Genomic DNA, 23,057 nt, shown 5'->3' with positions numbered 1-23,057 from the left:
AGCGCCACTCCTCGCATCCCGCGCCGAAGACTGCTTCGATCGTGGTCGCGCAGGTCCATCCCGCCCCCCGGAAGTCGTCTCGAACCGCTGGCCGCGCGCTGCGGCAGGCCCATGCTAGGTCAAGGACACTCGCCCCGCGTGCGTTCAGTGAACCGTCGTGGGTAGCGTGGCGAGAGCGGGTCACGAACGGGTCCCAGGTGGTGGCGTGGACCCATTCGGGCCGTTCAGCGCGCCAGCGGGTGCACCGATGGGCTCCCGACCCGGAGTGCCCCGCGATCCACCGGCCCGTCAGCGGTCGGTGTCTTCGAGGATGCCGTCCCGCTTGTTCTTCAGCGGACTCCACTCGGAGACCTCGCCGTCGTCGTCGCGGTGGATGACCCCGACCGGGGTGCGGTTCGTCGCCAGGTCCAGACCCAGCCCGTCCGGGTCGACACCGCGCCCGCTCAACAGCAGGCCGCCATCGTCCATCATCCAGATGTTCGCAGCGGTGCGGTCGACCAGAAAGTCGAAGACCACCCATCCACGTCGTTCCGTGAAGTCATGGACGCTGATGTCCGTACCGGCATCAGGTGACGCGTCCCAGATCTCGATCGAGCTCTCGTCCTCCCACACCACGGCATCAGGTGGGGGCGTTCCACCCGCTTGGGCGCCCGGCATCGCCTGCAGGAGGGGTACGACCTCGTCGACAGCTAGGTCGATGTTGATCATCCATCCGGACACTTCACGGTCTCCTCTCGACGATGCGCTCGTCCTTGGTGATGACACGGATGGCGGTGATGCCATCGTAACGACGCAGTGTGTAGTCGACCTGGCGCAGGACTTCCTCGAGCGACAACTCTGACTCCGCCATGTCCAGGACCATCCGTGGGGATTGCCTGCGCCCCTGTCTGAGCAGGCCGACCACGGTGCTCTTGCCCTTCCCCTGCACCCCTTTGAACTCCCAGCGCTCACCGTTGATGAGAGCATCGGCAGACTTGCCCTGCCCGGTCGCCGGTAGGAACGTGACGTCGTATCCGTGGGCCGCGAGTCGCGTAGCAGTCGCTCGTTCGTGAGGGGCGACGTCCCTGGCAAGGGTCTCGTCGACGGTGCCGGGTGGACGCGCAGGGCTCCCGTCCGATGGGTCGACGACGTGGACGCGGTCGGTGGGGGTGGTGCGCTGCTTGAGGCGGTCCGCGGCCGAATTGGCGCCGCCTCGCGAGCTGTCCTTGACGGCAGCGTCGAACGCAGCGCGGATCTCGGCGTCACGGGCTGCCCGGAGCTCGGCGACCGTCGGGAGCAGGGGAGCACGGGCGGCTCCGAGCTGCATGGCCGGGAGCACGTCGGCGCGACCGCGGGTGACCTCACAGATTCGCGTCACCAGCTGGGCCCGTCGTGCGTCGTCGAGCTCGGTCTGCGCCAGCTCGACGTCGGAGCGGACCAGTGCGATGACGAGGTCGTCGGCTGCCGTGCGCATCGTCCCGCCGTCGACGTAGGTGCGCACCGTCGACGCCGAGCCCGCCAGGCTCCCGCGACGGATCTCCTCGATGACGTGACCGGCCTCGGCTAGTCCCTGCCAGGCCGAGCGGTTCAGCACGTCCTGCCGTCGGGCGACGGCCACGAGCGCGGCGGAGGCCGCCTGGTCGAGGAAGCCCAGCCGAACGACATCGCGACGCACGTCGCCACCACGTTCCGCGGTGTCCTGTGCCGCTCGGAGCTCTCGGTCGACGAGACCTCCGTATGCCGCGCCGGCGTCCTTGGCGCGCAAGCCCATCCCGGTGTCGACGGCAAGGGCGGCGAGCACTCCGGTCAGCTCTTCGGCGTCGAGCCACGGCTCCATGCCCCCTGAGGTCTGCCGGACGTAGCCCGTGGCAGGTTCTGCACCCAGGGGTGGTGTCGCGAGGGTGGCGTCGACGTTCTCACGCATCGCCGAGAGCCAGTCGGCGGCGACGTGCTCGAGCGGCGCGGTGGCACCCGAGTAGAGGTGCGTCGTCGAGGCCTCGAGCATCGCGTGCGTGCTGGTGCGGGAGACCTCGAGCATCACGCGCGTGCGGGTCTCGGCAGCCCCCTCATCGGTCGGGGTCGACACGCTCGAGAGGAGTCTCGCGAGGTCGGCGTCCGTCGAGAGCCGAAGATCGGGGTGACTCTCGATCCCGTTGGCCTCGTAGGCGACCCATCGACGCACGAGGTACTCGCCCAGGGTGATCCGGTCACCCCGGCTGTTGGCCAGGGCGCCGGCAGGAGCCTCCGAGTCCGGCAGCGGTTCGGCCAGCAGCGCCGACGTCTCGGCGGGATCGTCAACGACGTGCCCGAGCAGGGCGTGGACGGGGTCACCGGTGCGCGAGCCGTCGTCGAACCACGACGCGAACGTCGATCCGGCGTCGGCGCGCAGCGTCGTCCCGTGCGCCAGGGCGACGTCGTCGTCGCGCGTCTCAGCGATCTCGGCGGTGGCCGCCGCGGCGGCTGCACGTCGCGCGAACCGCCCGGGTAGGCGACGGTCGTCACCCGAGGCCCGAGCGCCCGAGAGGAGCTGGCCCAGCAGCCACGCCCCGGTCGCCCGGCCCCTTGCCACGGGGTCCACCTGGACCGTGTCGACAGCGGCGACGAGGTCGTCTGCGAGCAGGGCCGCCCCGGAGGCCAGCTGGGCGCGCGTCCGCGGGTCGGTGCCGGCGGGCGCTCCGTGACTCGTGGCCGTGATGACGAGCGAGCCGAACGCCCCGAGCAGCTCACGGACGGTGTCGACGTCTGCACCTGACGCGCTCCGAGCCGCACCGGCGGCCATGAGCACCCTGGCGAGTCCGTCGGCCCCGATCTCCGACAGCAGCGCCTGCGCGTAGACCGGGTCGTCGACTCGTGCACGGAGGTGCGTCGCCAGCTCGGCCACCTCGGCGTCCCTGAGCCCGCCCGACGCGCGAGCCCCGGCCATGACCGTGCGTGCCATCAGGCCGTCGGCCAGAGCAGCGTCGCGCGATGCCCGCGCTGCGACCACGCCGTCGGCGAACCACAGTCCGCCGGTGACAGCAGAGCGCACCCGTCCCGCACTGGCCGAGGCCCCGGACGGGAACGTCACGTCGGTAGCGCCCGCCACGATTCCCGCGCAGCGCCGAGCCGTCGCGCGCAGGTCGTCGAGGACGCCGGCGTACGTCCGGCTCAGTCGGACCCGCCCCTCCGCCTGTTCCGACCGAGCCCGCTCAGTGACCAGCACCCCGATGGCACCCGTCGGATCGGGGAGTGCTGCGATCCGCAAGAGGGCCAGCGTGTGCTCGGCGTCGAGAGCGTCCCACTGCCGCTGCAACGAGCGGATGCGCGCCTGGGCGTGGTCGAGCGCGGCGGCATACGTCAGCAGCGAGCGGGAGGCGGCGGGCAGCGCCTCGACGACCCGGCGTGCGCGGGCGCCCAGCTCGTCCGCCTCAGAGCGAGCCGCGGTCGCCGCCTCCCCGGTCCAGACGGCCGAGAGCCGCGGTCCCAGCGTCCCCCGCACCGTGGCCGTCGCACGCGCCCGGGACGCAGCTTGGCCGAGCGAGCGCGCCGCGGCACGAAGACCCGCGACGTCACCCGTCGGGAGGGGAAGCGCAACGCCGCCGGGAATCGCCGCGGACGCGTGGCCGACCTCGTGGACGCGACTCACGGCACCACTGCGCTGACCGGATCACCAAGATTCACAGTGCTGCTCGCCGTCACACCGGCGAACCCGGCGGTCACGAAGAGCTCCACCGACCGAGCCTCGAGCGTCGACCGGTCGAGCCGGTCGGCCAAGGCGCCGGCAGCATCGGCGACGGCGTCGAGTGCGAGGGCATGGACCACCCGGAAGCGGTCGAGCTCGACCCTCAGCACGTCGCCCTCGTCGCCGGTCGAGGCCACCGCGCCGGCGGTCGCCGTAGCCACGTGCGACGCGCACTCGCGCAGCTCCGCCGGGTCGTGCGCCAGCGCGAGCCGCTCCCGGGACACCCCGTCGGAGTCGATGGCGTAGCGCGTCATGCCCCGACCGTAGGAGAGCCCCCGACGCCGTCTCCGGCGTCATCCACAGGCCCCGGTATGCCGTGAGGCCCCGTCCAGCAGGACGGGGCCTCACGTGCGGGCGGGTCGTGGACCCGCCGTCAGGACATCAGGACCAGCGGGCCCAGACCGTCGTGTCGGTCGGGACGAGGCCGTCCTCGAGCGGCCCGGAGGCCACGATGAGCTCCGCGCCCTCAGGGAGGGCGACGGGCTCGGCACCGAGGTTGGCGACGACGAGCACCCGGTCACGCCGGGACGAGCCGTTGGTCAGCGCGATGACGTCGCCGGCATACCCCTCGACCCACGTGAGCGATCCGGTCCCGAGCGACAGCTCGCGGCGCGCGGCGAGGAGCGAGCGGTAGAGCTCGAGGGTCGAGCCGGCCACGCCCTCCTGGCGATCGACGGCGTAGTCGGCGTAGACGGCGGGCTGCGGCAGCCACGCGCTGTCGCCCGGGCCGAAGCCGAGCGAGGGGCCGTGGGCCGACCACGGGATCGGGACGCGGCAGCCGTCGCGGCCGGTCTCGGCGCCGTGGGTGCGGGCGAACGTCGGGTCCTGGCGGAACTCGGCCGGCATGTCGGTGGAGTCGGGCAGGCCGAGCTCCTCGCCCTGGTAGATGTAGGCGCCACCGGGCAGCGCGAGCATGAGCGAGGTGGCCGCGCGGGCACGGCGCAGGCCGAGCGCGCGGTCCGGCTGCGGGTCGGTCGCCGAGATGCCGTTCATGCGGGGCGTGCCCGGTGCGAAGCCGAGACGCGAGGCGTGGCGCACGACGTCGTGGTTGGACAGCACCCACGTCGACGGGGCGCCGACGGAGTCCGCGGCGTGCAGCGACGAGGTGATGACGGCGCGGAGGTCCTCGGCCGTCCAGGAGGCGGTGAGGAAGTCGAAGTTGAACGCCTGGTGCATCTCGTCGGGACGGACGTAGGCGACGGCGCGCTCCTGCGGCTCGACCCACGCCTCCGCGCAGAGGATGCGGTCGGGCGTGCCGTAGGACTCGAGGATCTGGCGCCAGGCGCGGTAGATCTCGTGGACGCCGTCCTGGTCCCACATCGGGCTGCGCTTCGTGTGGTCGATCCGCGGCGCCTCCTCGACGGGGGCGGCCTCGTGCAGCCCCTCGAGGCCGTGCTCGTGCTCGGAGTGGCCGAGCATCGTCGTGCGCTCCTCCTCGGTGTCGGGCAGGCCCTGCTCCTTGATGAGGCCGTGGGCGACGTCGACGCGGAAGCCGTCGACACCGCGGTCGAGCCAGAAGCGCAGGATCGACTCGAACTCGGCGCGCACCTCGGGGTGCTCCCAGTTGAAGTCGGGCTGCTTCGTGTCGAAGATGTGGAGGTACCACTGGCCGGGCTTGCCGTCGGCCTCGGTGACCCGGGTCCACGCGGCTCCGCCGAAGACGGACTCCCAGTTGTTCGGCGGCAGCTCGCCGTGCTCACCGCGTCCCTCACGGAACATGTAGCGCTCGCGCTCGGCCGAGCCGGGGCCGGCGGCCAGGGCGGCCTGGAACCACACGTGCTCGTCGGAGGAGTGGTTGGGCACCATGTCGACGATGACCTTGAGGTCGAGCTCGTGGGCGCGCGCGATCATCGCGTCGGCATCGGCGAGCGTGCCGAAGATCGGGTCGATGTCGCGGTAGTCGGCGACGTCGTAGCCCGCGTCGGCCTGCGGCGAGGTGTAGAACGGCGAGAGCCAGATGGCGTCGACGCCGAGCGCGCGCAGGTGGGGCAGGCGCGAGGTGATGCCGGGGAGGTCACCGATGCCGTCGCCGTCGCCGTCGGCCCACGAGCGCGGGTAGATCTGGTAGATCACCGCTTGGCGCCACCAGGCGGCGTCCGGGCGGTCCGCGGCGTGCACGGGGGTGGCGTCCTCGCGCACCTCGAGGTCGAGCGCCGGGTGGTTCAGGGTCTGGGTTGCTGATCGCGTCACGGGCCACCATCGTTCCGCATCACGCCGAAAACTCAAAGAAAGTTCTGCAACTTCTTGCAACGCGTCGCCTGTGCCGGCCTGTCACCGCGCCTTGGTAGGAACGGAGGATGAAGAGCGGCTTCGTCGTCCCGTATGCCACCGAGCTCGAGTTCGCCGACCTGGCGCGGCTCGGCGAGGAGCGGGGATGGGACGCCGCTCTCGGCTGGGAGGCGCTCTACGGCGTCGACGCGTGGGTGCAGCTCGGCGCGGCCGCCATGGTCACCGAGCGCATCCGGCTCGGCACCCTGCTGACCCCGGCCTCCCGTTACCGCCCGTGGGACCTCGCCTCCCGCGTCGGCTCGGTCGACCGGATCAGCGGCGGACGGGCGTTCATGTCGGTCGGGCTCGGCGCTCTCCACCCTGGGTGGACGGCCTTCGAGGCCGACGAGGGTCGTGCGGTGCGCGCCCGCAAGCTCGACGAGTGCCTGGCGATCTACGCCGGCCTGCTCGGCGACGCCTCGACCTTCACGTACGCCGGTGAGCACTACAGCGCCGGGCCCAACGACTTCATGCTCCCGCCTCCGACGCCGCAGCGTCCCCACCCGCCCGTCTGGGTCGTCGGGGCACCGACGCCCGGGGGTGGGCGTCAGCGTTCGCTCGAGCGGGCGGCGCGCTGGCAGGGCCTCATCCCCGCGATCCATCCGCCCGACGGGCAGCCCAAGACCGTCGAGGCGTTCGCGGCCGTGGTCGATGCGGTGCACCGGCTCCGTGCGGAGGCGGGTCTGGCCCCGGAGCCCTACGACGTCGTCATCGAGGCCGACTCGTGGGGCTCGTTCACCGCGCTCGAGCCCGCTGAGCCGGCCGCCTGGGAGCAGGCCGGCGCCACGTGGTGGATCGAGAGCTGGTGGGACCTCGAGCCGGGGCCGCGCGGTCTTGCCGAGGTGCGCCGCCGCGTCGAGGCGGGTCCGCCCACGACCCGGTGAGCCCGCCACGTCGTGCGCGCGAACCACACGGCGTATGCCGTGGGGTGGCGTCGGTCAGGCGGGCTCGGGTGGGTGCCGAGCGAGCAGCGTCCGGTGCTCGTCGGTCAGCGCCGTGATCCGGCGGAGGTAGTCGCCCATGAACTCCAGCTGCTCGGTGTCCAGCTCGTCGAGCATCGGCTGGCCGGCCCGGACCAGCGGGCCGTAGGCCTCCCACGTCCGCGTCTGGCCCAGCTCGGTCATCTCGACGAGCACCGTGCGGCGGTCGGCCTCAGAGCGCGTCCGCCGCACGAGGCCCCGCTTGGCGAGCCGGTCGATGAGGGCTGTCGTCGCGGCCGGACGCAGGCCCGTCGCGGTGCTCAGCTGGCCGGCGGACTTCGGGCCGTCGACGAGCCAGTCGAGGCACCGCAGGTCGGCCGGTCCGAGTGCGAGGGCCCGCCCGACGGTGTCGTCAAAGGCCTGCACCGAGCGCTGGTACTGCTGCATCGCGTCCCCGAGCGCGTGGACGAGCTGCTCGCGGCTTCCGGGGTCAGGGGGTTGACGGACGGACGACATCGGCCTTACCTTTCGAATCTCGAAACATTCGATTCTCGTAGGGAAGGTTATCAAGATGAAGGCTCTCGTCGTGGGAGGCGGCATCGCCGGTCCGGCCGCCGCGCTCGCCCTCCAGCAGGCCGGGATCGAGCCCGTCGTCCTCGAGGCCTGGCCACGGTCCGACGGCGAGGCCGGGTCGTGGTTCACGCTCGCCTCGAACGGGTTGCACGCCCTCGACCTGCTCGGCGCACGGCACCTCGTCGCACCGATCGGCTTCCCGAGCGAGCGCAACGTCATGGTCGGCGCCACCGGTCGCGTGCTCGGCACGATGAGCCTCGGCGTGCCGCTCGACGACGGCACCGTCGCGGTGACCATGAAGCGCTCCCGCCTCGCCGCGGCTCTCCTCGACGAGGCCGGGCGACGCGGGATCGACGTGCGTCACGACAGCCGGGTCGTCGATGTGGCGAGCCGCCCCGACGGGGTCACCGTGACCCTCGAGGACGGGTCGAGGCTCGAGGGCGACCTGCTCGTCGGCGCCGACGGTGTCCGCTCTTTGGTCCGTCGCACCATCGACCCCGAAGCGGCTCCGGCGCGCTACGTCGGGCTGACGAACTTCGGAGGCATCACCGAGGCGACGTCGATCGCCGGCGCCCTCCCGGCCCGGGAGTGGCACTTCGTCTTCGGGTCGCGCGCCTTCTTCGGAGCCCACCCGACGCCAGACGGCGACGTCGTGTGGTTCGTCAACGTCCCCGGCCCGGCGATCACCTCGGCCGAACGCGCGGCGCGCACCCCGGAGCAGTGGCGCGACCACCTCGAGGGGCTGCTCGCCGCCGACGCCGGGCCTGCCGCCGACCTCGTGCGGAGCGGCCGGCTCGAGCTCTGGGCCGACAACACCCAGGACCTGCCGCGTGTCGCCCGCTGGCACCGCGACCGGATGGTCGTCATCGGGGACGCCGCGCACGCGCCGTCCCCGAGCTCGGGTCAGGGAGCCGCCCTGGCGCTCGAGGACGCCGTCGTCCTCGCCACGTGCCTGCGCGATGCGGGCACGGTGGAGGAGGCCCTGACGGCATACGACACCGCACGACGGGCGCGCGTCGAGCGCATCGTCGCCGCCGGTGCGCGCAGCAGCAGCTCGAAGATCCCGGGACGCGCTGGCCGCGCGGTCCGCGACGCGATGATGCGGCTCGTCTTCCGCTTCGTGGTCACCGATCGCTCGAGCGCGTGGATCACGGGTCACCGAGTGCGGTGGGAGCCCGGGGAGCAGAACGCCGAGGAGTCGGCACTACCGTCGGGGGCATGACGACCTTTGTCACCGCTGCGTTCTGCCTGGTGAGGGACGGCCACCTGCTCACCGTCCGCAAGGCCGGCTCGACGCGGTTCATGCTGCCCGGCGGCAAGATCGACCCGGGCGAGTCCGCGCGCGAGGCGGCCGTCCGCGAGGTGATGGAGGAGGTCGGACTCGACGTGTCGGGTGTCGGGGAGCCGCTGGGTCGGTTCCACGACGTCGCCGCGAACGAGCCGGGTGCGTGGGTCGACGCGACGGTCTACGTCACCCACCTGCTCCCCGAGGACTCCCCGGCGCCGCTCGCCGAGATCGCCGAGCAGCGCTGGCTGGGTCTCGAGGACGAGCTGCCGGCCGACCTCGCGCCGCTGCTGCGCAACCACGTCGTGCCCTCCCTGCGGGCGCACCTCGCGACGCGCTGAGGGCGTCACCCGGGACCCGGTGACGCCCTGCGACGGCGCAGTCAGCCCACCGTCAGTGGGGTCCGTCGTGCATGTCGATGACGCCGGCCTTGGCGGCCTTCTTGACCGCGTCGGCCTCCGCCTGGGTCAGCGTGCCGTCCTTGACGGCCTGCGCGAGGCGGTCGTCGAACGCCTTCTGCTCATCGGCCTCGTGCGCGGCGCGAAGGTCGGCGAACGCCGCCTTGACCTTGGCGGCATCGATGCCCAGCTCGCTCGCGAGCTTCGTCGCCAGCTCGTCCTGCATCGTCGCGCGGTCGGGCTTCGTCGCCGTGCCCTGACCGGGAGTGGGCTTGGCCTTGAGGTCCTGTCGCACGGCCTTGAGGGCATCCTCGAGCTTGGTCTGGTCGACGCCGAGCTTCGTCGCGAGCGCCGCGAGGTCCACGCCCTTGCCCATGCCGGGTCCCATGTCGCCGTGGCGGCCACCGGGGCCCCAGCCGCGCCCGTTGCCCGGCGTGCTGTCGGTCGTGCCCTGGTTGGGGTCTCCCTGGGTCGAGGTCGCCGTCGGGCTGGGGGTCGTCGTCGTGGCGTCGTCGGCGCGGGCCCCCTGCGAGACACCGAGTCCGATGGCGGCTGCAGCGGCACCCACCACGGCGATCCCCGCCACCTTCTTGTTGATCGACACCATGCCGCATCCCTCCGTCGTCGTCGGACACGTGGTCCGACCGTGGAAACGCCTGACTCCAGAGAACACCCGGCTCGAGGACCGTGACCCGTGAATGCGCTGTGAGTTGCTGTGAGTCCTCGGGAGTGTGAGGCCGTGCTCAGAAGGTGCCGTCGGGTCCCGGCGCGTTGACGAGGGAGTATGCCGCCCGGGTGAGGTAGTCGCGCAGCCGGTCGTCGTTCTCGGGGGAGAGCTCGAGCGTGTCTACGGCGTTCATCATGTGCAGCAGCCAGCGGTCACGCATGTCGGGCGTCACGGCATACGGCACGTGCCGCATCCGCAGCCGCGGGTGGCCGCGCTGCTCGGAGTAGGTCGTCGGGCCGCCCCAGTACTGCTCGAAGAACATCCGCAGGCGTTCCTGCGCCGGGCCGAGGTCCTCCTCGGGGTAGAGCGCGCGCAGCGGTTCGTCCTCCGCGACGCCGCGGTAGAACTCGCGCACGAGCTTGGCGAAGGTCTCGTGGCCGCCGAAGTCGTCGTAGTACGTCACGTCGGCCAGTCTCCCAGAGCGGTGCCGGCGGTCACTGCGGGGCCGCCCCGCCGTAGGGCGGCATGACGGGCTGGGGGCTGCGCACGCCGTCACGGTCGAAGGCCGCCTTGACCCGCTCGCGCATCTCGCGCTGCACGCCGAACTGCTCGTTGGCGATCGTCTTGGCGACGATGCGGATCGTGATGACGCCGTTCGCGATCGACTCGACGCCGACGACGTTCGGCTCCTCGAGGAGGATGTCCTTGAAGGCGTCGTCGTCGTCCATGACGCCGACGACGTCGCGGATCACGGTGATCGCCTTCTCTACGTCCTGGTCGTAGGCGATCGGTACGTCGACGATCGCCGTCGACCAGCCCTGCGTCTTGTTGCCGATGCGGATGATCTCGCCGTTGCGGACGTACCACGTCATGCCGCCCGCGTCGCGCAGCTGGGTGACACGCAGCGACACGTTCTCGACCGTGCCGACGACCTCACCCGTGTCGATGACGTCGCCGACGCCGTACTGGTCCTCGACGATCATGAAGACGCCGGAGAGGAAGTCCTTGACGAGGCTCTGGGCTCCGAAGGCCAGGGCCACGCCGCCGACGCTGGCGGAGGCGAGCATCGGCCCGAGGGGGATGCCCACGAGCGACATCACCGTGAGCGCGGTGATGCCGAAGACGACGAACGTCGTGATGCTCTTGAGCAGGGCTCCGACGGTCTCGGTGCGCTGCACGTGGCGGGCGTTGGCGACGCCGCCCACCGCCTGCAGCGCCCGCCCGGCGCCGGGGATCCTCGCGAGGTGCTCCGCGCGCCGGGACGTCGCCGTCGCGACCACCCGGTCGATGAGCCGGTGCAGCACCCAGCGCGCGACGACACCGAGGACGACGGTCGTCAGGATCAGCAACGGCGCACCGGCGAGCCAGTCGCCGACCCCGGCCCACGTCAGGGTCGACAGGTCGGGCATGGAAAGCGTCATGGCTGGGTCCTGGGCGGGTGGCGGGCTGGGTGTCGGGGTGGAGCCGAAAGGGGTCAGGTTCGTGAAGGCGTCGATCACAGGAGTCTCGGTCAGGGTCTCGTCAAGGGTCTCGGTCAGGGTCGGTCAGGGTCGGTCAGGGTCGGTCAGGAAGGCTCGGAGTCGGGCTCGGCGCAGCCTGGGTGCGGGGCGGCCCGTCCGGACGGCCCCGCACCACGGGCTCAGCCGCGGCGGTCGCGCTCCTGCGCCACGAGGGCGCGCGCGATGGTGTCGCGGTTCTCGGCGACCGTGCGCACGAGGCCGGGCGCCGCGTCGGCGTTGGCCGCGAGCCACGCGTCCGAGGCGTCCTTGAGCTCCTGGCTGGCGAGCGAGAACGGGTAGAAGCCGCCGACGACCCGCTCACCGATGGCGACGCTGCGCTCGGCCCACGCGTCGACGAGCATCGCGTGGTAGCTCTCGACGTACGGCTCGAGCAGCGTCAGGTCGCGGCTGCGTCGGAAGCCGGCGCTGACCGCCTCGACCATCTGGTTGGACAGGTCGTTGCGCTCGACGGCCTTGGCCCAGGCGTCGGCCTTGGCCTCGGCGGTCGGACGAGCGGCGAGCGCCTCCGCGGCGCGCTCCTTGCCGGTGGCCGTCGGGTCACGGTCGAGCTCGGTCTCGATCTCGATCTCGTCGGCCACCCCGAGGGCCGCGAGGGCCTTGAGGAAGGTCCACCGCAGCTCCGTGTCGGTGGTGAGGCCCGGCAGCGTCTCGGTCCCGGTCAGCAGCGCGCGCAGGCGAGCCTCGTCGGCCGGGTCGGACGTCGAGCCCGCCCACGCCTCGACGAGCTGGAACTGGGCGTCGCTGCCGGCCTCGGCCGTCTCTGCGAGCGAGCGCAGGGACGACGACAGCAGAGCCGACACCTCGGACCGGTGCTCCGGAGCCGTGTAGAGCCGGGCCGCCGTCGACACCTGGCCGAGCAGGACCCGCAGCAGCGTGGAGTCCGTCTCGCCCGGCATCGACTCGAGGACGAAGCGGACGAAGTCACGAGCCGGCATCTCGCCGTCGCGCGTCATGTCCCACGTCGCGCCGAGCACGAGCGAGCGCGGCAGCGAGTCGCTGAAACCGCGGGGGAGGGAGAGCGCCGTCGCGAGCGACCGCTCGTCGAGGCGGATCTTGCCGTAGGCGAGGTCGTCGTCGTTGAGCAGCAGCAGGTCGGGCTGCTCCTGGCCGACGAGCTCGGCCAGGTCGGTGCGCTCTCCCGCGATGTCGACCTCGTCGTAGCCGATGCGCTCGAGCACGTCGCCGCCCTGACCCGGCCGGACGGCATACCGCCCGATGCCGATGCGGTGGGGGCGGAGCGTCGGGTACTCCTCGGTCGCGGTCTGCGTGACCGCGAACGAGCTGTAGCGACCGTCGGCGTCGACCTCGAAGACGGGGCGCAGCGTGTTGACGCCGGCCGTCTCGAGCCACAGCTTGCTCCACTCGGTCAGCTCGCGGCCCGAGGCCTTCTCGAGCTCGCCGAGCAGGTCGGCCAGCGTCGTGTTGCCCCACGCGTGCTTGCGGAAGTACTCGCGCAGCGCGGCCACGAAGGGCTCGCGGCCGACGTACGCGACGAGCTGCTTGAGCACGGACGCACCCTTGGCGTACGTGATGCCGTCGAAGTTGACCTCGACGTCCTCGAGGTGGCGCATGTCAGCCGCGATCGGGTGCGTCGAGGAGAGCTGGTCCTGGGTGTAGGCCCACGCCTTCTCCGACGTCCCGAAGGTCGTCCACGCGCTCGTCCACTCGGTGGCCTCGGCCTGGCACGTCGTCGACGCCCACTCGGCGAACGACTCGTTGAGCCAGAGGTCGTCCCACCACTTCATCGTCACGAGGTTGCCGAACCACATGTGGGCCAGCTCGTGCAGGATCGTCAGGGCCCGGCGCTCGATCTTCGCCTCGGACACCTTGGACCGGAAGATGTAGACCTCGACGAAGGTCACCGCGCCTGCGTTCTCCATCGCGCCCATGTTGTACTCGGGCGTGAAGATCTGGTCGTACTTCTCGAACGGGTACGGCTGGTCGAACTCCTCCTCGAAGAACGCGAAACCCTTCTTCGTGCAGTCGAAGATGTTGTCGGCGTCGAGGTACTGCGTCAGCGACTTGCGGCAGAAGACGCCGAGCGGCACGACACCCTTGCGGGTCTCGACCTCGTCACGGACCTCGTCGTAGGGGCCGGCGATGAGTGCCGTGATGTACGAGGAGATGCGCTGCGTCGGCTCGAACGACCACGTCGCGCGCTCGACGCCGTCGGCCACGCCGGCGGCCTGCGGGGCGGGCGTGGGGGAGTTGCTGATGACCTTCCAGTGCGCAGGGGCGGTCACCGTGAAGCGGAAGGTCGCCTTGAGGTCGGGCTGCTCGAACACCGCATACATGCGCCGGGAGTCCGGGACCTCGAACTGCGTGTAGAGGTAGACCTCGTTGTCGACCGGGTCGACGAAGCGGTGCAGCCCCTCGCCCGTGTTGGTGTAGCGGCCGGTGGCGTCGACGGTGAGCTCGTTCTCGGCGGCCAGGCCGGCGAGGGCGATGCGGGAGTCCGCGAAGACCTCGTCGGGGTCGAGGTCCACGCCGTTGAGCGTGACCTTCTCGACGGAGTCGGCGATGAGGTCGATGAACGAGTCGGCCCCGGGCTCGGAGCAGGTGAACGTGACCGTGGTGACGGTGTGGAAGTTCTCCTGACCCGTCGTCAGGTCGAGACGGACGTCGTAGGAGTCGACGCGCAGGATGCTGGCGCGGCTCGCCGCCTCGTCGCGGGTCAGGTTCTTGCCGGGCACGTAGGGACCTCCTGGGAAGGGTGCTGTGGGCGCGACGGATCGTCGGTCGGACGCCGTCGTCGCGGGCCATCCTCGCACGGAACCCCGACCCGTCCACCACCGCGATCGGCGGCCAGGTGGCAGTGCCATGATGGGCCGCATGGCCGATGCGAAGGACAGCCCGAAGACGAGCCGCGACGCCGTCGAGATGTGGTTCGACCCGATCTGCCCGTGGGCGTGGATGACCTCCCGCTGGCTCATGGAGGTCGAGCCGCTGCGCGACATCGAGGTGACCTGGTCGGTCATGAGCCTCGCGGTCCTCAACGAGCACCGTCACGACCTCGACGCCGCCTACCGGGCACGGATGGACGAGGCGTGGGGCCCGGTCCGGGTCATCATCGCCGCCGTCGAGGCGCACGGTGACTCCGTCATCAAGCCGCTCTACGACGCCATGGGCACCCGCATCCACCTGCGCAAGATGAACGACTTCGACGAGGTCATCCGCGAGTCGCTCGAGGAGGTGGGCCTGCCCGTCGACCTGGCCAAGGAGGCCCACCACAAGAAGCACGACGCGGCCCTGCACCGCAGCCACAAGCGCGGGATCAGCCTCGTCGGCACCGACGTCGGCACGCCGATCATCGCCGTCGACGGCGTCGCCTTCTTCGGCCCCGTCGTGACGCCCGCGCCCAAGGGCGAGGACGCCGCCCGGCTCTGGGACGGCTGCGTGCTCGTCGCGAGCACGCCCGGCTTCTTCGAGCTCAAGCGCACCCGCACGCTCGGTCCCATCTTCACCTGACCCTTGCTCCACCCGACGCACCCAAGGACGGACATGCGCATCCACATCGGCGGCGACCACGCGGCCTACGAGCTCCACCAGTCCCTCGCCACGCACCTGCGCGACGCGGGCCACGAGGTCGTCGACCACGGCCCGTTCACGTACGACGCCCAGGACGACTACCCGGTGTTCGTGCTCCGTGCGGCCGAGGCCGTCGCGGCCGACGAGGGCTCGCTCGGTGTCGTGCTCGGGGGGTCGGGCAACGGCGAGCAGATGGCGGCCAACAAGGTCAGCGGCATCCGGGCGGCGCTCGCCTACAGCGCCGAGCTCGCGAGCCTCGCGCGCGAGCACAACAACGCGCAGGTCGTCTCGATCGGGGCGCGGTTCACGGCCGACGACGTCGCCAAGGAGATCGTCGACACCTTCGTGGCGACGAAGTTCACCGATGAGGCGCGCCACAGCCGTCGTCTGGGTATGGTTTCCGCGTACGAGACCACGGGGGACTTGCCGGCTTTGCCGGACTCGGACGCACGCTGACGTCGCGACGTCCGCCGTCCCCCTTCATCGCCGCAAGGGAGGCACGTGGCCCACAACGAGAGCTCCGTCTCTCGACGCCCGCGCTACGCTGCCGGACCGATGCGACGACTCCGACTCCTGGGCCCGTGGCTCAGCCGTGCCCCCTGGGTCGTCGTCACGGCGTTCCTGCTTCTCAGCATCCTCGCGACGGCGGCCGTCTTCGTGTGGCCGACGGTGGTCCCGTGGGGCGTCTACGGCCTCATCGTCGTGGCCGCCGGCCTGTTCCTCGAGCCGCGCTACCTGCTCGTCGTCTACATCGGCCTCTTCCTCGCCATGGCGATCCTCGGGGCCTACCTCGGTCCGGTGAAGCCGACCACCACGGGGGCGCAGATCGTCACCGTCGTCACGATGCTGCTCATGATCTGGCTCTCGCACGCCAGGGCCCAGGTCGGCGTCGTCGGGGTCACGGGTGAGTCGATGCTCGTCGACATGCGCGACCGGCTCCGCGCCCAGGGCGAGCTGCCGCCGCTGCCCGCGCAGTGGGGGGCCGAGGTCGCGCTCGAGTCGGCGTACGGCGACAGCTTCGCCGGCGACTTCGTCGTCGCGAGTCGCTCCACCGACGGCTGCACCCTCGAGATCGCCCTCGTCGACGTCTCCGGCAAGGGTCGCGAGGTCGGTGCCCGGTCGCTGCTCCTCTCCGGCGCGCTCGGGGGCCTGCTCGGCGAGATGAGCGAGCGGGGCTTCCTCCAGTCCGCCAACAACCACCTGCTGCGACTGCGCTGGCCGGAGGGCTTCGCGACAGCCGTGCACGTCGCCGTCAACCTCGAGACCGGCAACTTCACCATCGGCTACGCCGGCCACCCCGCCGCCGCGCAGTTCGCGGCCGGGTCGGGCCGCTGGCGGATGCTCTCCGGTGGACGCGGGCCGCTGCTCGGCGTCATCGACCACGCCGAGTACCCCCGCGAGACCGGCACGATCCGTCGCGGCGACGCCCTCGTGCTCTACAGCGACGGGGTCATCGAGGCCCGCGACAAGGCCCTCGTCGACGGCATCGACCGCATGCTCGGCCGCGCCGAGTCGTTCATCCGCACCGGCTTCGAGGGGCTCGCCCAGCGGCTCTGCGACCAGGCCGCGGCCGGTCTCGGCGACGACCGCGCCGTCGTGACGATCTGGCGCACCTGACCGGTCGCGACCCTCCGGGGACCGGTCGTTCACGACGAAGGCGGTGACCCGGCCAGGTCACCGCCGCTCGCGTCCCGGCGCGCGGCGCCGTGACGATCAGTTGATGTCGTCGTCCTGGCCGTCGAGGCCGTCGAGCGCGTTCTTCAGGCCGTCCTGACCCTGGTCGACCTTGTCGGCGTACTGGCCGCCCGTCTTCTCGTCGACGAGGTCGCCGGCCTTGTCGACGCCGTCGCCCACCTGGTCGCCGTGCTGGTCCACGAGCTCGCTGACCTTGTCCTTCATGTTGTCGAAGACGCCCATGACTGGCCTTTCCGTCGTCGAGGACCGTCTCGTGGCCACCCCGTGCACCTGTCACCGTAGCCCCGCGCGGCCTCCTCGAAGCAGGCGTCCGCCGCGAACTTCGGGTGAACGCGGCCCGTCACTACGATGCCTGGGTGAGCGAGCACCCCACCGAAGCGACGACGCCGGCCCGCGAGGCCGGCCCCGACCGGCGCAAGGAGCACGTCGTACCCGACCTGCCGCCCGGCGTCGCGCCCGCGCGCGTCCGCACCTTCGTGCGCCGGGGCCGGCTGTCGTCGCTGACCAAGGACCGCGTCGAGCGGCTCGCGCCCGCCCGCTCCGTGCCAGACGGGCCCTTCGAGCCCGCGGCCGCGTTCGGGCGCACCGCCCCGGTGGTGCTCGAGATCGGCTGCGGCCACGGCCACGCCGCGATCGCGTATGCCGCCGCGTTCCCCGAGCGCGACATCCTCGCCATGGACGTCCACACCCCGGGACTCGCCCGGATGCTCGCCGATGCCGACGAGGCGGGCCTGCCGAACCTGCGTGTCGAGATCGGCGACGCCGTGCTCTTCCTCGAGGAGCGGGTCACCGATGCCACGTTCGACGCCGTCCACCTCTTCTTCCCCGACCCGTGGCGCAAGCAGAAGCACACGAAGCGGCGCTTCGTCAGCCCCGCCAACCTCGACCTGCTCGCGCGCGTGCTCAAGCCGCGCGGCCACGTGCTCATCGCCACCGACCAGGACTTCTACGCCGAGCACGCGCTCGCCGAGGTCGCGGCACACCCGCGCTTCGAGGCCCATCGCATCGACCGGCCGCAGTGGCGGCCACAGGACGGCTTCGAGGCCAAGGGGATCGCGGCCGGGCGCACGATCAACGAGCTGCGTGTGGATCTGTTGCCCTGACGCGGGCGGCGCGGTCGCCAAGGGCGTTGCAGGGTCGTGGAGTCTTGTCGGCACCGGGTGCCGGACGATCTCCGCGTCCTTCGGACCGAGCCGCGTCGCTGCCTCTCGGGGTGACAGGACGCCGGCCTCGCTGCCGCGGCTCGTTCCTCGCCGCGCCGGCTCGGCCTCCCGGCATCCTGTCTCCCCGACGCAGCGAAGCGGGGAAGGAGGGCCGACTGCGTCGGCTTCCTTCCCCGCTTCGCGAAGTCGGGGTGACAGGATTTGAACCTGCGGCCCTTGCGTCCCAAACGCAATGCGCTACCAAGCTGCGCCACACCCCGTGGCGTCGGAATCGTAGCCGACAACCGGCGGGCGAACCGACCTCTTCCCACGCGGCGCGGGCGGGTCGATTTCTGTGGATCGGGCGCGAACCAGTAGGCTGACGCCTCGGATCGCCGGCAAGACCGGTGCCCCGCGGGCGTAGCTCAATGGTAGAGCCTCAGTCTTCCAAACTGATCACGCGAGTTCGATTCTCGTCGCCCGCTCCAAAACTCCCTTGGCGTCGGCACGCCCGGCTTCCTAGCGTGGGTGGCATGTTCCGCCCAGACCTGCAGGACGCCCTCCGCGACCGCGACGCCGTCCTGCGCTCGTTCCTCGCCGCCGACGGCACCCTGACGAGCATCCCCACGAAGATCCGCAAGCGCCTCGTCGTCCTCGACCTGCTGTCGCAGGAGTTCGAGCCGGGGGAGCGCTACGACGAGAGCCAGGTCAACAACCGCCTGCGCGCCTTCCACCCCGACGTCGCGGCCCTGCGCCGCTACCTCGTCGAGGAGGGCTTCCTCGACCGGGCCGACGGGTTCTACTGGCGCAGCGGCGGGACCGTCGACTGACTGCGCCGGTCCCTCAGCCCGCGCCACACGGCATACGCGAGGTCGGGTTCAGCGGAAGCCGAGCGCCTCGCTGAGCCAGCTCTCGGCGCCGTCGGCCTCGAGACCGGCCTCGACGGCGGCAGCCGTGCGCGGCGACGGCCACCCGTGCACCCAGAAGAGCGCGAGCCCGCCCGGCAGGGCGATGAGCAGCGTCAGCCACGAGTGCGGGGTGAAGACGAACGAGCACGCGAACGCCACGAGCACGGGGGCTTCGGCCAGCGCGGTGCGCAGGGTCGTCGTCGACGTGAAGTAGCGCAGGCTCGTCGTCTCCGCGTTCTCGCGCGGCAGGCCGTGGGGGAGCGCCGGAACGGCATACCCGACGTAGCGGATCAGGGTGGCCGACCCGACGAGCGTGGCGAGCACGATGCCGATGGCCCACGGTGACGGCAGGGGCGCCGACGGGTCGACGAGGATCCGCACGGCACTGAGCATCAGGGCTCCCATGCCGACCGCGACCGACACCATCTGGATCGGGCGCAGGGCTGCGCTCTCCGGGGAGGCGAAGGGGCCGGGAGGGGTGCTCATGGCTCCCGAGCATAGGCGCGGGGCCCGGCGGACGATCCGCGCATTTAGCCATCCGCCGCGCGGCCTATAGCATGGTGCGCTGGCCCGTCCGTTCACCGTCGACGACCACGTCGGCACCAGCCCCTATGGAGTACCCCGCAGTGAAGAGTGCGCTCGAGACCCTCAGCCCGACCCGGGTCAAGATGACCGTCGAGGTCCCGTTCGAGGAGCTCAAGCCGAGCCTCGACGCGGCCATCAAGCACATCGGTGAGCACATCCAGGTGCCTGGCTTCCGCAAGGGCAAGGTGCCCGCCCGCATCATCGAGCAGCGCGTCGGCCGAGCGGCCGTCCTCGAGGAGGCCGTCAACAACGCCCTCCCGACGTTCTACGGCCAGGCCCTCGAGGAGAACGAGGTCCGCCCGCTCGGCCAGCCCGAGATCACCGACCTCCAGGTGCCCGCGACCGACGGCGAGGACTTCGTCTTCACGGCCGAGGTCGACAAGCGTCCCGAGATCGACCTGCCCGACTTCAGCGACATCGAGCTGACCGTCGACGAGGCCAAGGTCGAGGACGAGGCCGTCGAGCAGCGCCTCACCGACCTGCGCGCCCGCTTCGGCACGCTCAAGGGCGTCGACCGTGCCGTCCAGGACGGCGACTTCGTCTCCATCGACCTGTCCGCCGAGATCGACGGCGAGCAGATCGACGAGGTCACCGGTGTCTCCTACGAGGTCGGCAGCAAGAACATGCTCGAGGGCCTCGACGAGGCGCTCGTCGGCATGACGGCCGACGAGACCAAGCAGTTCACCGCCCCCCTCGCCGGTGGTGACCAGGAGGGCCAGGACGCCAGCTGCACCGTGACCGTCACCGCGGTCAAGGAGCGCGAGCTGCCCGAGCTCGACGACGAGTTCGCCCAGCTGGCCTCGGAGTTCGACACGCTCGACGAGCTCAAGGCCGACCTCACCGCCAAGGCCGAGGTCGACGCCAAGTTCGCCCAGGGCGTCGCGGCCCGCGACCAGCTCCTCGAGGCCATCCTCGAGAAGATCGAGGTCCCGATCCCCGAGAGCATCGTCGAGGCCGAGGTGCACAGCCACCTCGAGGGCGAGGGTCGTCTCGAGGACGACGAGCACCGTGCCGAGGTCGGCGAGAGCACCCGCAAGGGCCTCAAGACCCAGCTCGTCCTCGACGCCATCGCGGAGAAGGAAGAGGTCAAGGTCGAGCAGCAGGAGCTCATCGAGTTCCTCGTCATGAGCTCGCAGCAGTACGGCATGGACCCCAACCAGTTCGCGCAGTCGCTCGACCAGGAGGGTCAGATCCCCGCCATGGTCGCCGAGGTCGCCCGTCGCAAGGCGCTCGCCACGGTCCTCGAGAAGGTCTCCGTCAAGGACACCGCCGGCAACGTCATCGACCTCAACGAGGCCGTCCCCGGCACCGAGGGCGACGAGGACGAGGCTGTCGACGCTGCCGAGGGCACCGACGAGGCGAAGGCCGAGAAGGCCGACGCCTGACCGTCACCACCACGACTGCCGTGAGGCCGGCTCCCGCTCGGGAGCCGGCCTCACGCGTGTCCGGGGTCGGACCGACGGCGTGGCCCCGCTGGTGTCCCCGCGGTTGTCCACCCGGTGGCCCGGGTACGTGGCCTACGGTCGCCGTCCGGCGGCACGCACCTCGACGAGGGAGCCAGAGATGAGCAGCACCGACGAGTCGGGCGCCGGCATGGCGGACACCGACATCAACAGCACCGACGCCGACGGCACCAACGTCCCCGGGCACGACGACGGCAGCGACGGGGCCGCACCGCAGGGCCAGGGCGACGACGCCGACCGCGGCAACCTCGACGGCAGCAACGCCGTCGACGAGCCGCGGGACCGCTCGCTGGACCAGGCCGGCGGCAACGGATCCTTCGACGACGCGTCCGAGCAGGCCGGCCCCGAGAGCGACGCCGCCGACCTCGGCGACTCGGGCCAGGACAACGGCCTGACCGACTGACCGCGCTCTGCCCACCGACCCCGCCGGACGGCATACGACCGGTGGGGTCCGTGCGTGTGGTTGCGCCCCTCCCGCTCAGGTTTGTGCGCTCACGGCGAACAGAGCGCGGTTCGGGAAATCTGGCCGAGGGGTCGGGCGTTAGGGTCAGTGACGAGCCAGCCAGGCGCCACATCCCGTGGCGAGAGGCTGGACCACTTCGACGATGGAGACACGGTGATTTCGGAGACCTCCGCCAACGGCAACGGCATGCCGGGTGGTCTGGACGACCACATCTACAACCGCCTGCTCAAGGAGCGGATCATCTTCCTCGGGTCCGACGTGCGCGACGACAACGCGAACGCCATCGCCGCGCAGCTGCTGCTGCTCTCGGCCGAGGACCCTGAGAAGGACATCTGGCTCTACATCAACAGCCCCGGCGGCTCGATCTCCGCCGGCATGGCCATCTTCGACACGATGAACTGGATCCCCAACGACGTCGCCACCGTCGCGATGGGCATGGCCGCCTCGATGGGCCAGTTCCTGCTGTCGGCCGGCACGCAGGGCAAGCGCTACGCCACGCCCCACGCCCGCGTCATGATGCACCAGCCCTCGGGCGGCATCGGCGGCACCGCCACCGACATCAAGATCCAGGCCGAGCAGATGCTCTACGTCAAGAAGCAGATGGCGCAGCTCATCGCCGAGCACACCGGACAGACCGTCGAGCAGATCGAGAAGGACTCCGACCGCGACCGCTGGTTCAGCGCGGAGGAGGCCAAGGAGTACGGCTTCGTCGACCACGTGTTCAGCCGCTCCGACCAGGCGGTCGAGGGCAAGGGTGTCGGCCAGGCCGACGCCAAGGCCGAGAACTGACCGCGGCCTGACCAGGACTTGGAGACACGCATGAACATCGAACCCACCAACCGCCTCGCGGTGGCCCAGCCCTCGAGCCGCTACATCCTGCCGCAGTTCGAGGAGCGCACCTCCTACGGCATGAAGCGGTCCGACCCCTACAACAAGCTCTTCGAGGACCGCATCATCTTCCTCGGCGTGCAGGTCGACGACGCGTCGGCCGACGACATCATCGCCCAGCTGCTCGTGCTGGAGTCGCTCGATCCCGACCGCGACATCCTCATGTACATCAACAGCCCGGGTGGCTCGTTCACGGCCATGACGGCCATCTACGACACGATGCAGTTCGTCCGGCCCGACATCCAGACGTTCGTCATCGGCCAGGCCGCCTCGGCCGCCGCCGTGCTCCTCGGCGCCGGTGCGCCGGGCAAGCGCTTCGCCCTGCCGAACGCCCGCATCCTCATCCACCAGCCGGCGCTCTCGGGCGGCGACTACGGCCAGGCCTCGGACATCGAGATCCAGGCCAACGAGGTGCTGCGCATGCGGACGTGGCTCGAGGACACCCTCGCGCACCACACGGGGCGCACGTCCGAGCAGGTCCGCAGCGACATCGAGCGCGACAAGATCCTGTCGTCCGAGGACGCCAAGACCTACGGCCTCATCGACGAGGTCCTCGCCTCGCGCAAGGCCTCGCTCGAGGACTGACCTCCCGCTCGTCACGAGCACGTGTGCCGCTGGGCCGGGTTCCGCTGGGACCCGGCCCTCGGCGTACCTGCTTGGATGGGCGGTGAACCTGGTGTCGAGCGTGGAGGTCCGGTCATGGCGAGTGCGGAGTTCGAGCAGGCGGTCGAGTCGGTCAAGGGCCTGACGACCGATCCCGGCAACGAGGTCAAGCTGCGGCTCTACGGCCTCTTCAAGCAGGCGACGGCCGGCGACGTGAGCGGGTCGCGTCCCGGCTTCACCAACCCGGTCGGGCGCGCGAAGTACGACGCGTGGGCCAAGCTCTCGGGCACGGCCCCGGAGGCGGCGCAGGAGCAGTACGTCGCGATCGTCCGCGACCTCACGTCCGCCTGACCCGCCCTCGCCCCGCCGTGGCTGGATCTCTGCGGCGGACCGGGCGCTGGCGCCGCGATCATCCCGCCACGGCGAGGGTCTGGGGGCCTGTGGACGACGT

The 23,057-nt window shown here is 71.2% G+C and carries 24 protein-coding genes and 2 tRNA genes; 14 read left to right on the top strand and 12 right to left on the bottom strand.

The features are described 5' to 3' along the window. Positions 1-288: 288 nt before the first annotated feature. The 4 genes from AB4Y83_RS08045 to AB4Y83_RS08030 form a co-directional block, all read right to left on the bottom strand. Entirely contained in the window at positions 289-708 is a 420-nt protein-coding gene (locus AB4Y83_RS08045) for a hypothetical protein (protein ID WP_442275576.1), read from the bottom strand. Positions 709-721: 13 nt separating this feature from the next. Next, positions 722-3,604, bottom strand: a complete 2,883-nt coding sequence (locus AB4Y83_RS08040; RefSeq protein ID WP_442296508.1) for a hypothetical protein — start codon at positions 3,602-3,604, stop codon at positions 722-724. Next, entirely contained in the window at positions 3,601-3,954 is a 354-nt protein-coding gene (locus tag AB4Y83_RS08035; RefSeq protein ID WP_442296507.1) for a hypothetical protein, read from the bottom strand. Before AB4Y83_RS08035 ends, AB4Y83_RS08040 begins: the two co-directional genes overlap by 4 nt. A 127-nt stretch (positions 3,955-4,081) precedes the next feature. Then, entirely contained in the window at positions 4,082-5,839 is a 1,758-nt protein-coding gene (locus AB4Y83_RS08030) for a glycoside hydrolase family 13 protein (protein WP_442296595.1), read from the bottom strand. 158 nt (positions 5,840-5,997) lie between these two features. Between AB4Y83_RS08030 and AB4Y83_RS08025 the strand changes: the two genes are divergently transcribed. Then, positions 5,998-6,852 carry an LLM class flavin-dependent oxidoreductase gene (locus AB4Y83_RS08025; protein ID WP_442296506.1) on the top strand — a complete coding sequence of 285 codons (855 nt, stop codon included), beginning with the start codon at positions 5,998-6,000 and terminating at the stop codon, positions 6,850-6,852. A gap of 54 nt (positions 6,853-6,906) precedes the next feature. Here the strand turns inward: AB4Y83_RS08025 and AB4Y83_RS08020 are convergent, their stop codons facing one another. Beyond that, a complete protein-coding gene (locus AB4Y83_RS08020; RefSeq protein WP_442296505.1) occupies positions 6,907-7,404 on the bottom strand; it encodes a MarR family winged helix-turn-helix transcriptional regulator in 498 nt (165 codons plus the stop codon). Between the two features lie 55 nt (positions 7,405-7,459). On the opposite strand from AB4Y83_RS08020, the gene AB4Y83_RS08015 reads away from it, so the two are divergent. Then, positions 7,460-8,683 (top strand): FAD-dependent oxidoreductase, encoded by a 1,224-nt coding sequence (locus AB4Y83_RS08015; protein ID WP_442275571.1) that lies wholly within the window; start codon positions 7,460-7,462, stop codon positions 8,681-8,683. Continuing rightward, entirely contained in the window at positions 8,680-9,087 is a 408-nt protein-coding gene (locus AB4Y83_RS08010) for an NUDIX hydrolase (protein WP_056775915.1), read from the top strand. Before AB4Y83_RS08015 ends, AB4Y83_RS08010 begins: the two co-directional genes overlap by 4 nt. 52 nt (positions 9,088-9,139) lie before the next feature. On the opposite strand, the gene AB4Y83_RS08005 is transcribed toward AB4Y83_RS08010, so the two are convergent. The 4 genes from AB4Y83_RS08005 to pepN form a co-directional block, all read right to left on the bottom strand. Further along, positions 9,140-9,751, bottom strand: a complete 612-nt coding sequence (locus AB4Y83_RS08005) for a hypothetical protein (RefSeq protein WP_442275570.1) — start codon at positions 9,749-9,751, stop codon at positions 9,140-9,142. A 136-nt stretch (positions 9,752-9,887) separates the two neighbouring features. Continuing rightward, complete coding sequence (locus AB4Y83_RS08000) at positions 9,888-10,274, bottom strand: globin (protein ID WP_442275569.1); 387 nt, start codon at positions 10,272-10,274, stop codon at positions 9,888-9,890. Between the two features lie 31 nt (positions 10,275-10,305). Further along, positions 10,306-11,232, bottom strand: coding sequence for a mechanosensitive ion channel family protein (locus AB4Y83_RS07995; protein WP_442275568.1), 927 nt, complete (start codon positions 11,230-11,232; stop codon positions 10,306-10,308). A gap of 218 nt (positions 11,233-11,450) precedes the next feature. After that, positions 11,451-14,024 (bottom strand): aminopeptidase N, encoded by a 2,574-nt coding sequence (gene pepN, locus AB4Y83_RS07990; protein ID WP_442275567.1) that lies wholly within the window; start codon positions 14,022-14,024, stop codon positions 11,451-11,453. Positions 14,025-14,163: 139 nt separating this feature from the next. Between pepN and AB4Y83_RS07985 the strand changes: the two genes are divergently transcribed. The 3 genes from AB4Y83_RS07985 (at position 14,164) to AB4Y83_RS07975 (ending at position 16,476) form a co-directional block, all read left to right on the top strand. After that, positions 14,164-14,799 carry a mycothiol-dependent nitroreductase Rv2466c family protein gene (locus AB4Y83_RS07985; RefSeq protein ID WP_442275566.1) on the top strand — a complete coding sequence of 212 codons (636 nt, stop codon included), beginning with the start codon at positions 14,164-14,166 and terminating at the stop codon, positions 14,797-14,799. Positions 14,800-14,832: 33 nt separating this feature from the next. Then, positions 14,833-15,315, top strand: a complete 483-nt coding sequence (locus AB4Y83_RS07980; protein WP_442275565.1) for a ribose-5-phosphate isomerase — start codon at positions 14,833-14,835, stop codon at positions 15,313-15,315. 99 nt (positions 15,316-15,414) lie between these two features. Next, on the top strand, positions 15,415-16,476 hold the full coding sequence (locus tag AB4Y83_RS07975; RefSeq protein WP_235508766.1) for a PP2C family protein-serine/threonine phosphatase: 1,062 nt from the start codon (positions 15,415-15,417) through the stop codon (positions 16,474-16,476). Between the two features lie 96 nt (positions 16,477-16,572). Here AB4Y83_RS07975 and AB4Y83_RS07970 read toward each other — a convergent pair whose 3' ends face one another. Then, positions 16,573-16,776 (bottom strand): antitoxin, encoded by a 204-nt coding sequence (locus tag AB4Y83_RS07970; protein ID WP_442296504.1) that lies wholly within the window; start codon positions 16,774-16,776, stop codon positions 16,573-16,575. A gap of 134 nt (positions 16,777-16,910) precedes the next feature. Here AB4Y83_RS07970 and trmB point away from each other — a divergent pair, with 134 nt between their 5' ends. Then, positions 16,911-17,657: a tRNA (guanosine(46)-N7)-methyltransferase TrmB gene (trmB, locus tag AB4Y83_RS07965; protein ID WP_442296503.1), complete on the top strand. Its 747-nt coding sequence runs from the start codon at positions 16,911-16,913 to the stop codon at positions 17,655-17,657. A 246-nt stretch (positions 17,658-17,903) separates the two neighbouring features. Here trmB and AB4Y83_RS07960 read toward each other — a convergent pair. Beyond that, positions 17,904-17,977, bottom strand: a tRNA-Pro gene (locus AB4Y83_RS07960). Between the two features lie 133 nt (positions 17,978-18,110). Here AB4Y83_RS07960 and AB4Y83_RS07955 point away from each other — a divergent pair. Both AB4Y83_RS07955 and AB4Y83_RS07950 read left to right on the top strand, forming a co-directional pair. After that, a tRNA-Gly gene (locus AB4Y83_RS07955) sits at positions 18,111-18,184 on the top strand. Between the two features lie 45 nt (positions 18,185-18,229). Next, positions 18,230-18,526 (top strand): DUF2087 domain-containing protein, encoded by a 297-nt coding sequence (locus AB4Y83_RS07950; RefSeq protein ID WP_056775929.1) that lies wholly within the window; start codon positions 18,230-18,232, stop codon positions 18,524-18,526. Positions 18,527-18,574: 48 nt separating this feature from the next. Here the strand turns inward: AB4Y83_RS07950 and AB4Y83_RS07945 are convergent, their stop codons facing one another. Continuing rightward, positions 18,575-19,090 carry a hypothetical protein gene (locus tag AB4Y83_RS07945; RefSeq protein ID WP_442275562.1) on the bottom strand — a complete coding sequence of 172 codons (516 nt, stop codon included), beginning with the start codon at positions 19,088-19,090 and terminating at the stop codon, positions 18,575-18,577. A gap of 140 nt (positions 19,091-19,230) precedes the next feature. Here AB4Y83_RS07945 and tig point away from each other — a divergent pair, with 140 nt between their 5' ends. The 5 genes from tig (at position 19,231) to AB4Y83_RS07920 (ending at position 22,957) form a co-directional block, all read left to right on the top strand. Beyond that, the gene (tig, locus tag AB4Y83_RS07940) at positions 19,231-20,574 is read left to right on the top strand and encodes a trigger factor (RefSeq protein WP_056775932.1); all 1,344 of its coding nucleotides are present in this window, start codon (positions 19,231-19,233) and stop codon (positions 20,572-20,574) included. A gap of 178 nt (positions 20,575-20,752) precedes the next feature. After that, positions 20,753-21,055 carry a hypothetical protein gene (locus tag AB4Y83_RS07935; RefSeq protein WP_442275561.1) on the top strand — a complete coding sequence of 101 codons (303 nt, stop codon included), beginning with the start codon at positions 20,753-20,755 and terminating at the stop codon, positions 21,053-21,055. A 246-nt stretch (positions 21,056-21,301) separates the two neighbouring features. Continuing rightward, the gene (locus AB4Y83_RS07930) at positions 21,302-21,904 is read left to right on the top strand and encodes an ATP-dependent Clp protease proteolytic subunit (protein ID WP_056777619.1); all 603 of its coding nucleotides are present in this window, start codon (positions 21,302-21,304) and stop codon (positions 21,902-21,904) included. Positions 21,905-21,934: 30 nt separating this feature from the next. Beyond that, complete coding sequence (locus AB4Y83_RS07925) at positions 21,935-22,588, top strand: ATP-dependent Clp protease proteolytic subunit (RefSeq protein ID WP_056759361.1); 654 nt, start codon at positions 21,935-21,937, stop codon at positions 22,586-22,588. A gap of 114 nt (positions 22,589-22,702) precedes the next feature. Beyond that, on the top strand, positions 22,703-22,957 hold the full coding sequence (locus AB4Y83_RS07920) for an acyl-CoA-binding protein (protein ID WP_056775935.1): 255 nt from the start codon (positions 22,703-22,705) through the stop codon (positions 22,955-22,957). Positions 22,958-23,057 lie beyond the last annotated feature (100 nt).

It is taken from the genome of Terrabacter sp. RAF57 (assembly GCF_052113925.1).
Lineage (GTDB): Bacteria > Actinomycetota > Actinomycetes > Actinomycetales > Dermatophilaceae > Terrabacter.
Note: the sequence above shows the minus strand (reverse complement) of the source record. Positions and strands in the feature narration are given on the sequence as shown.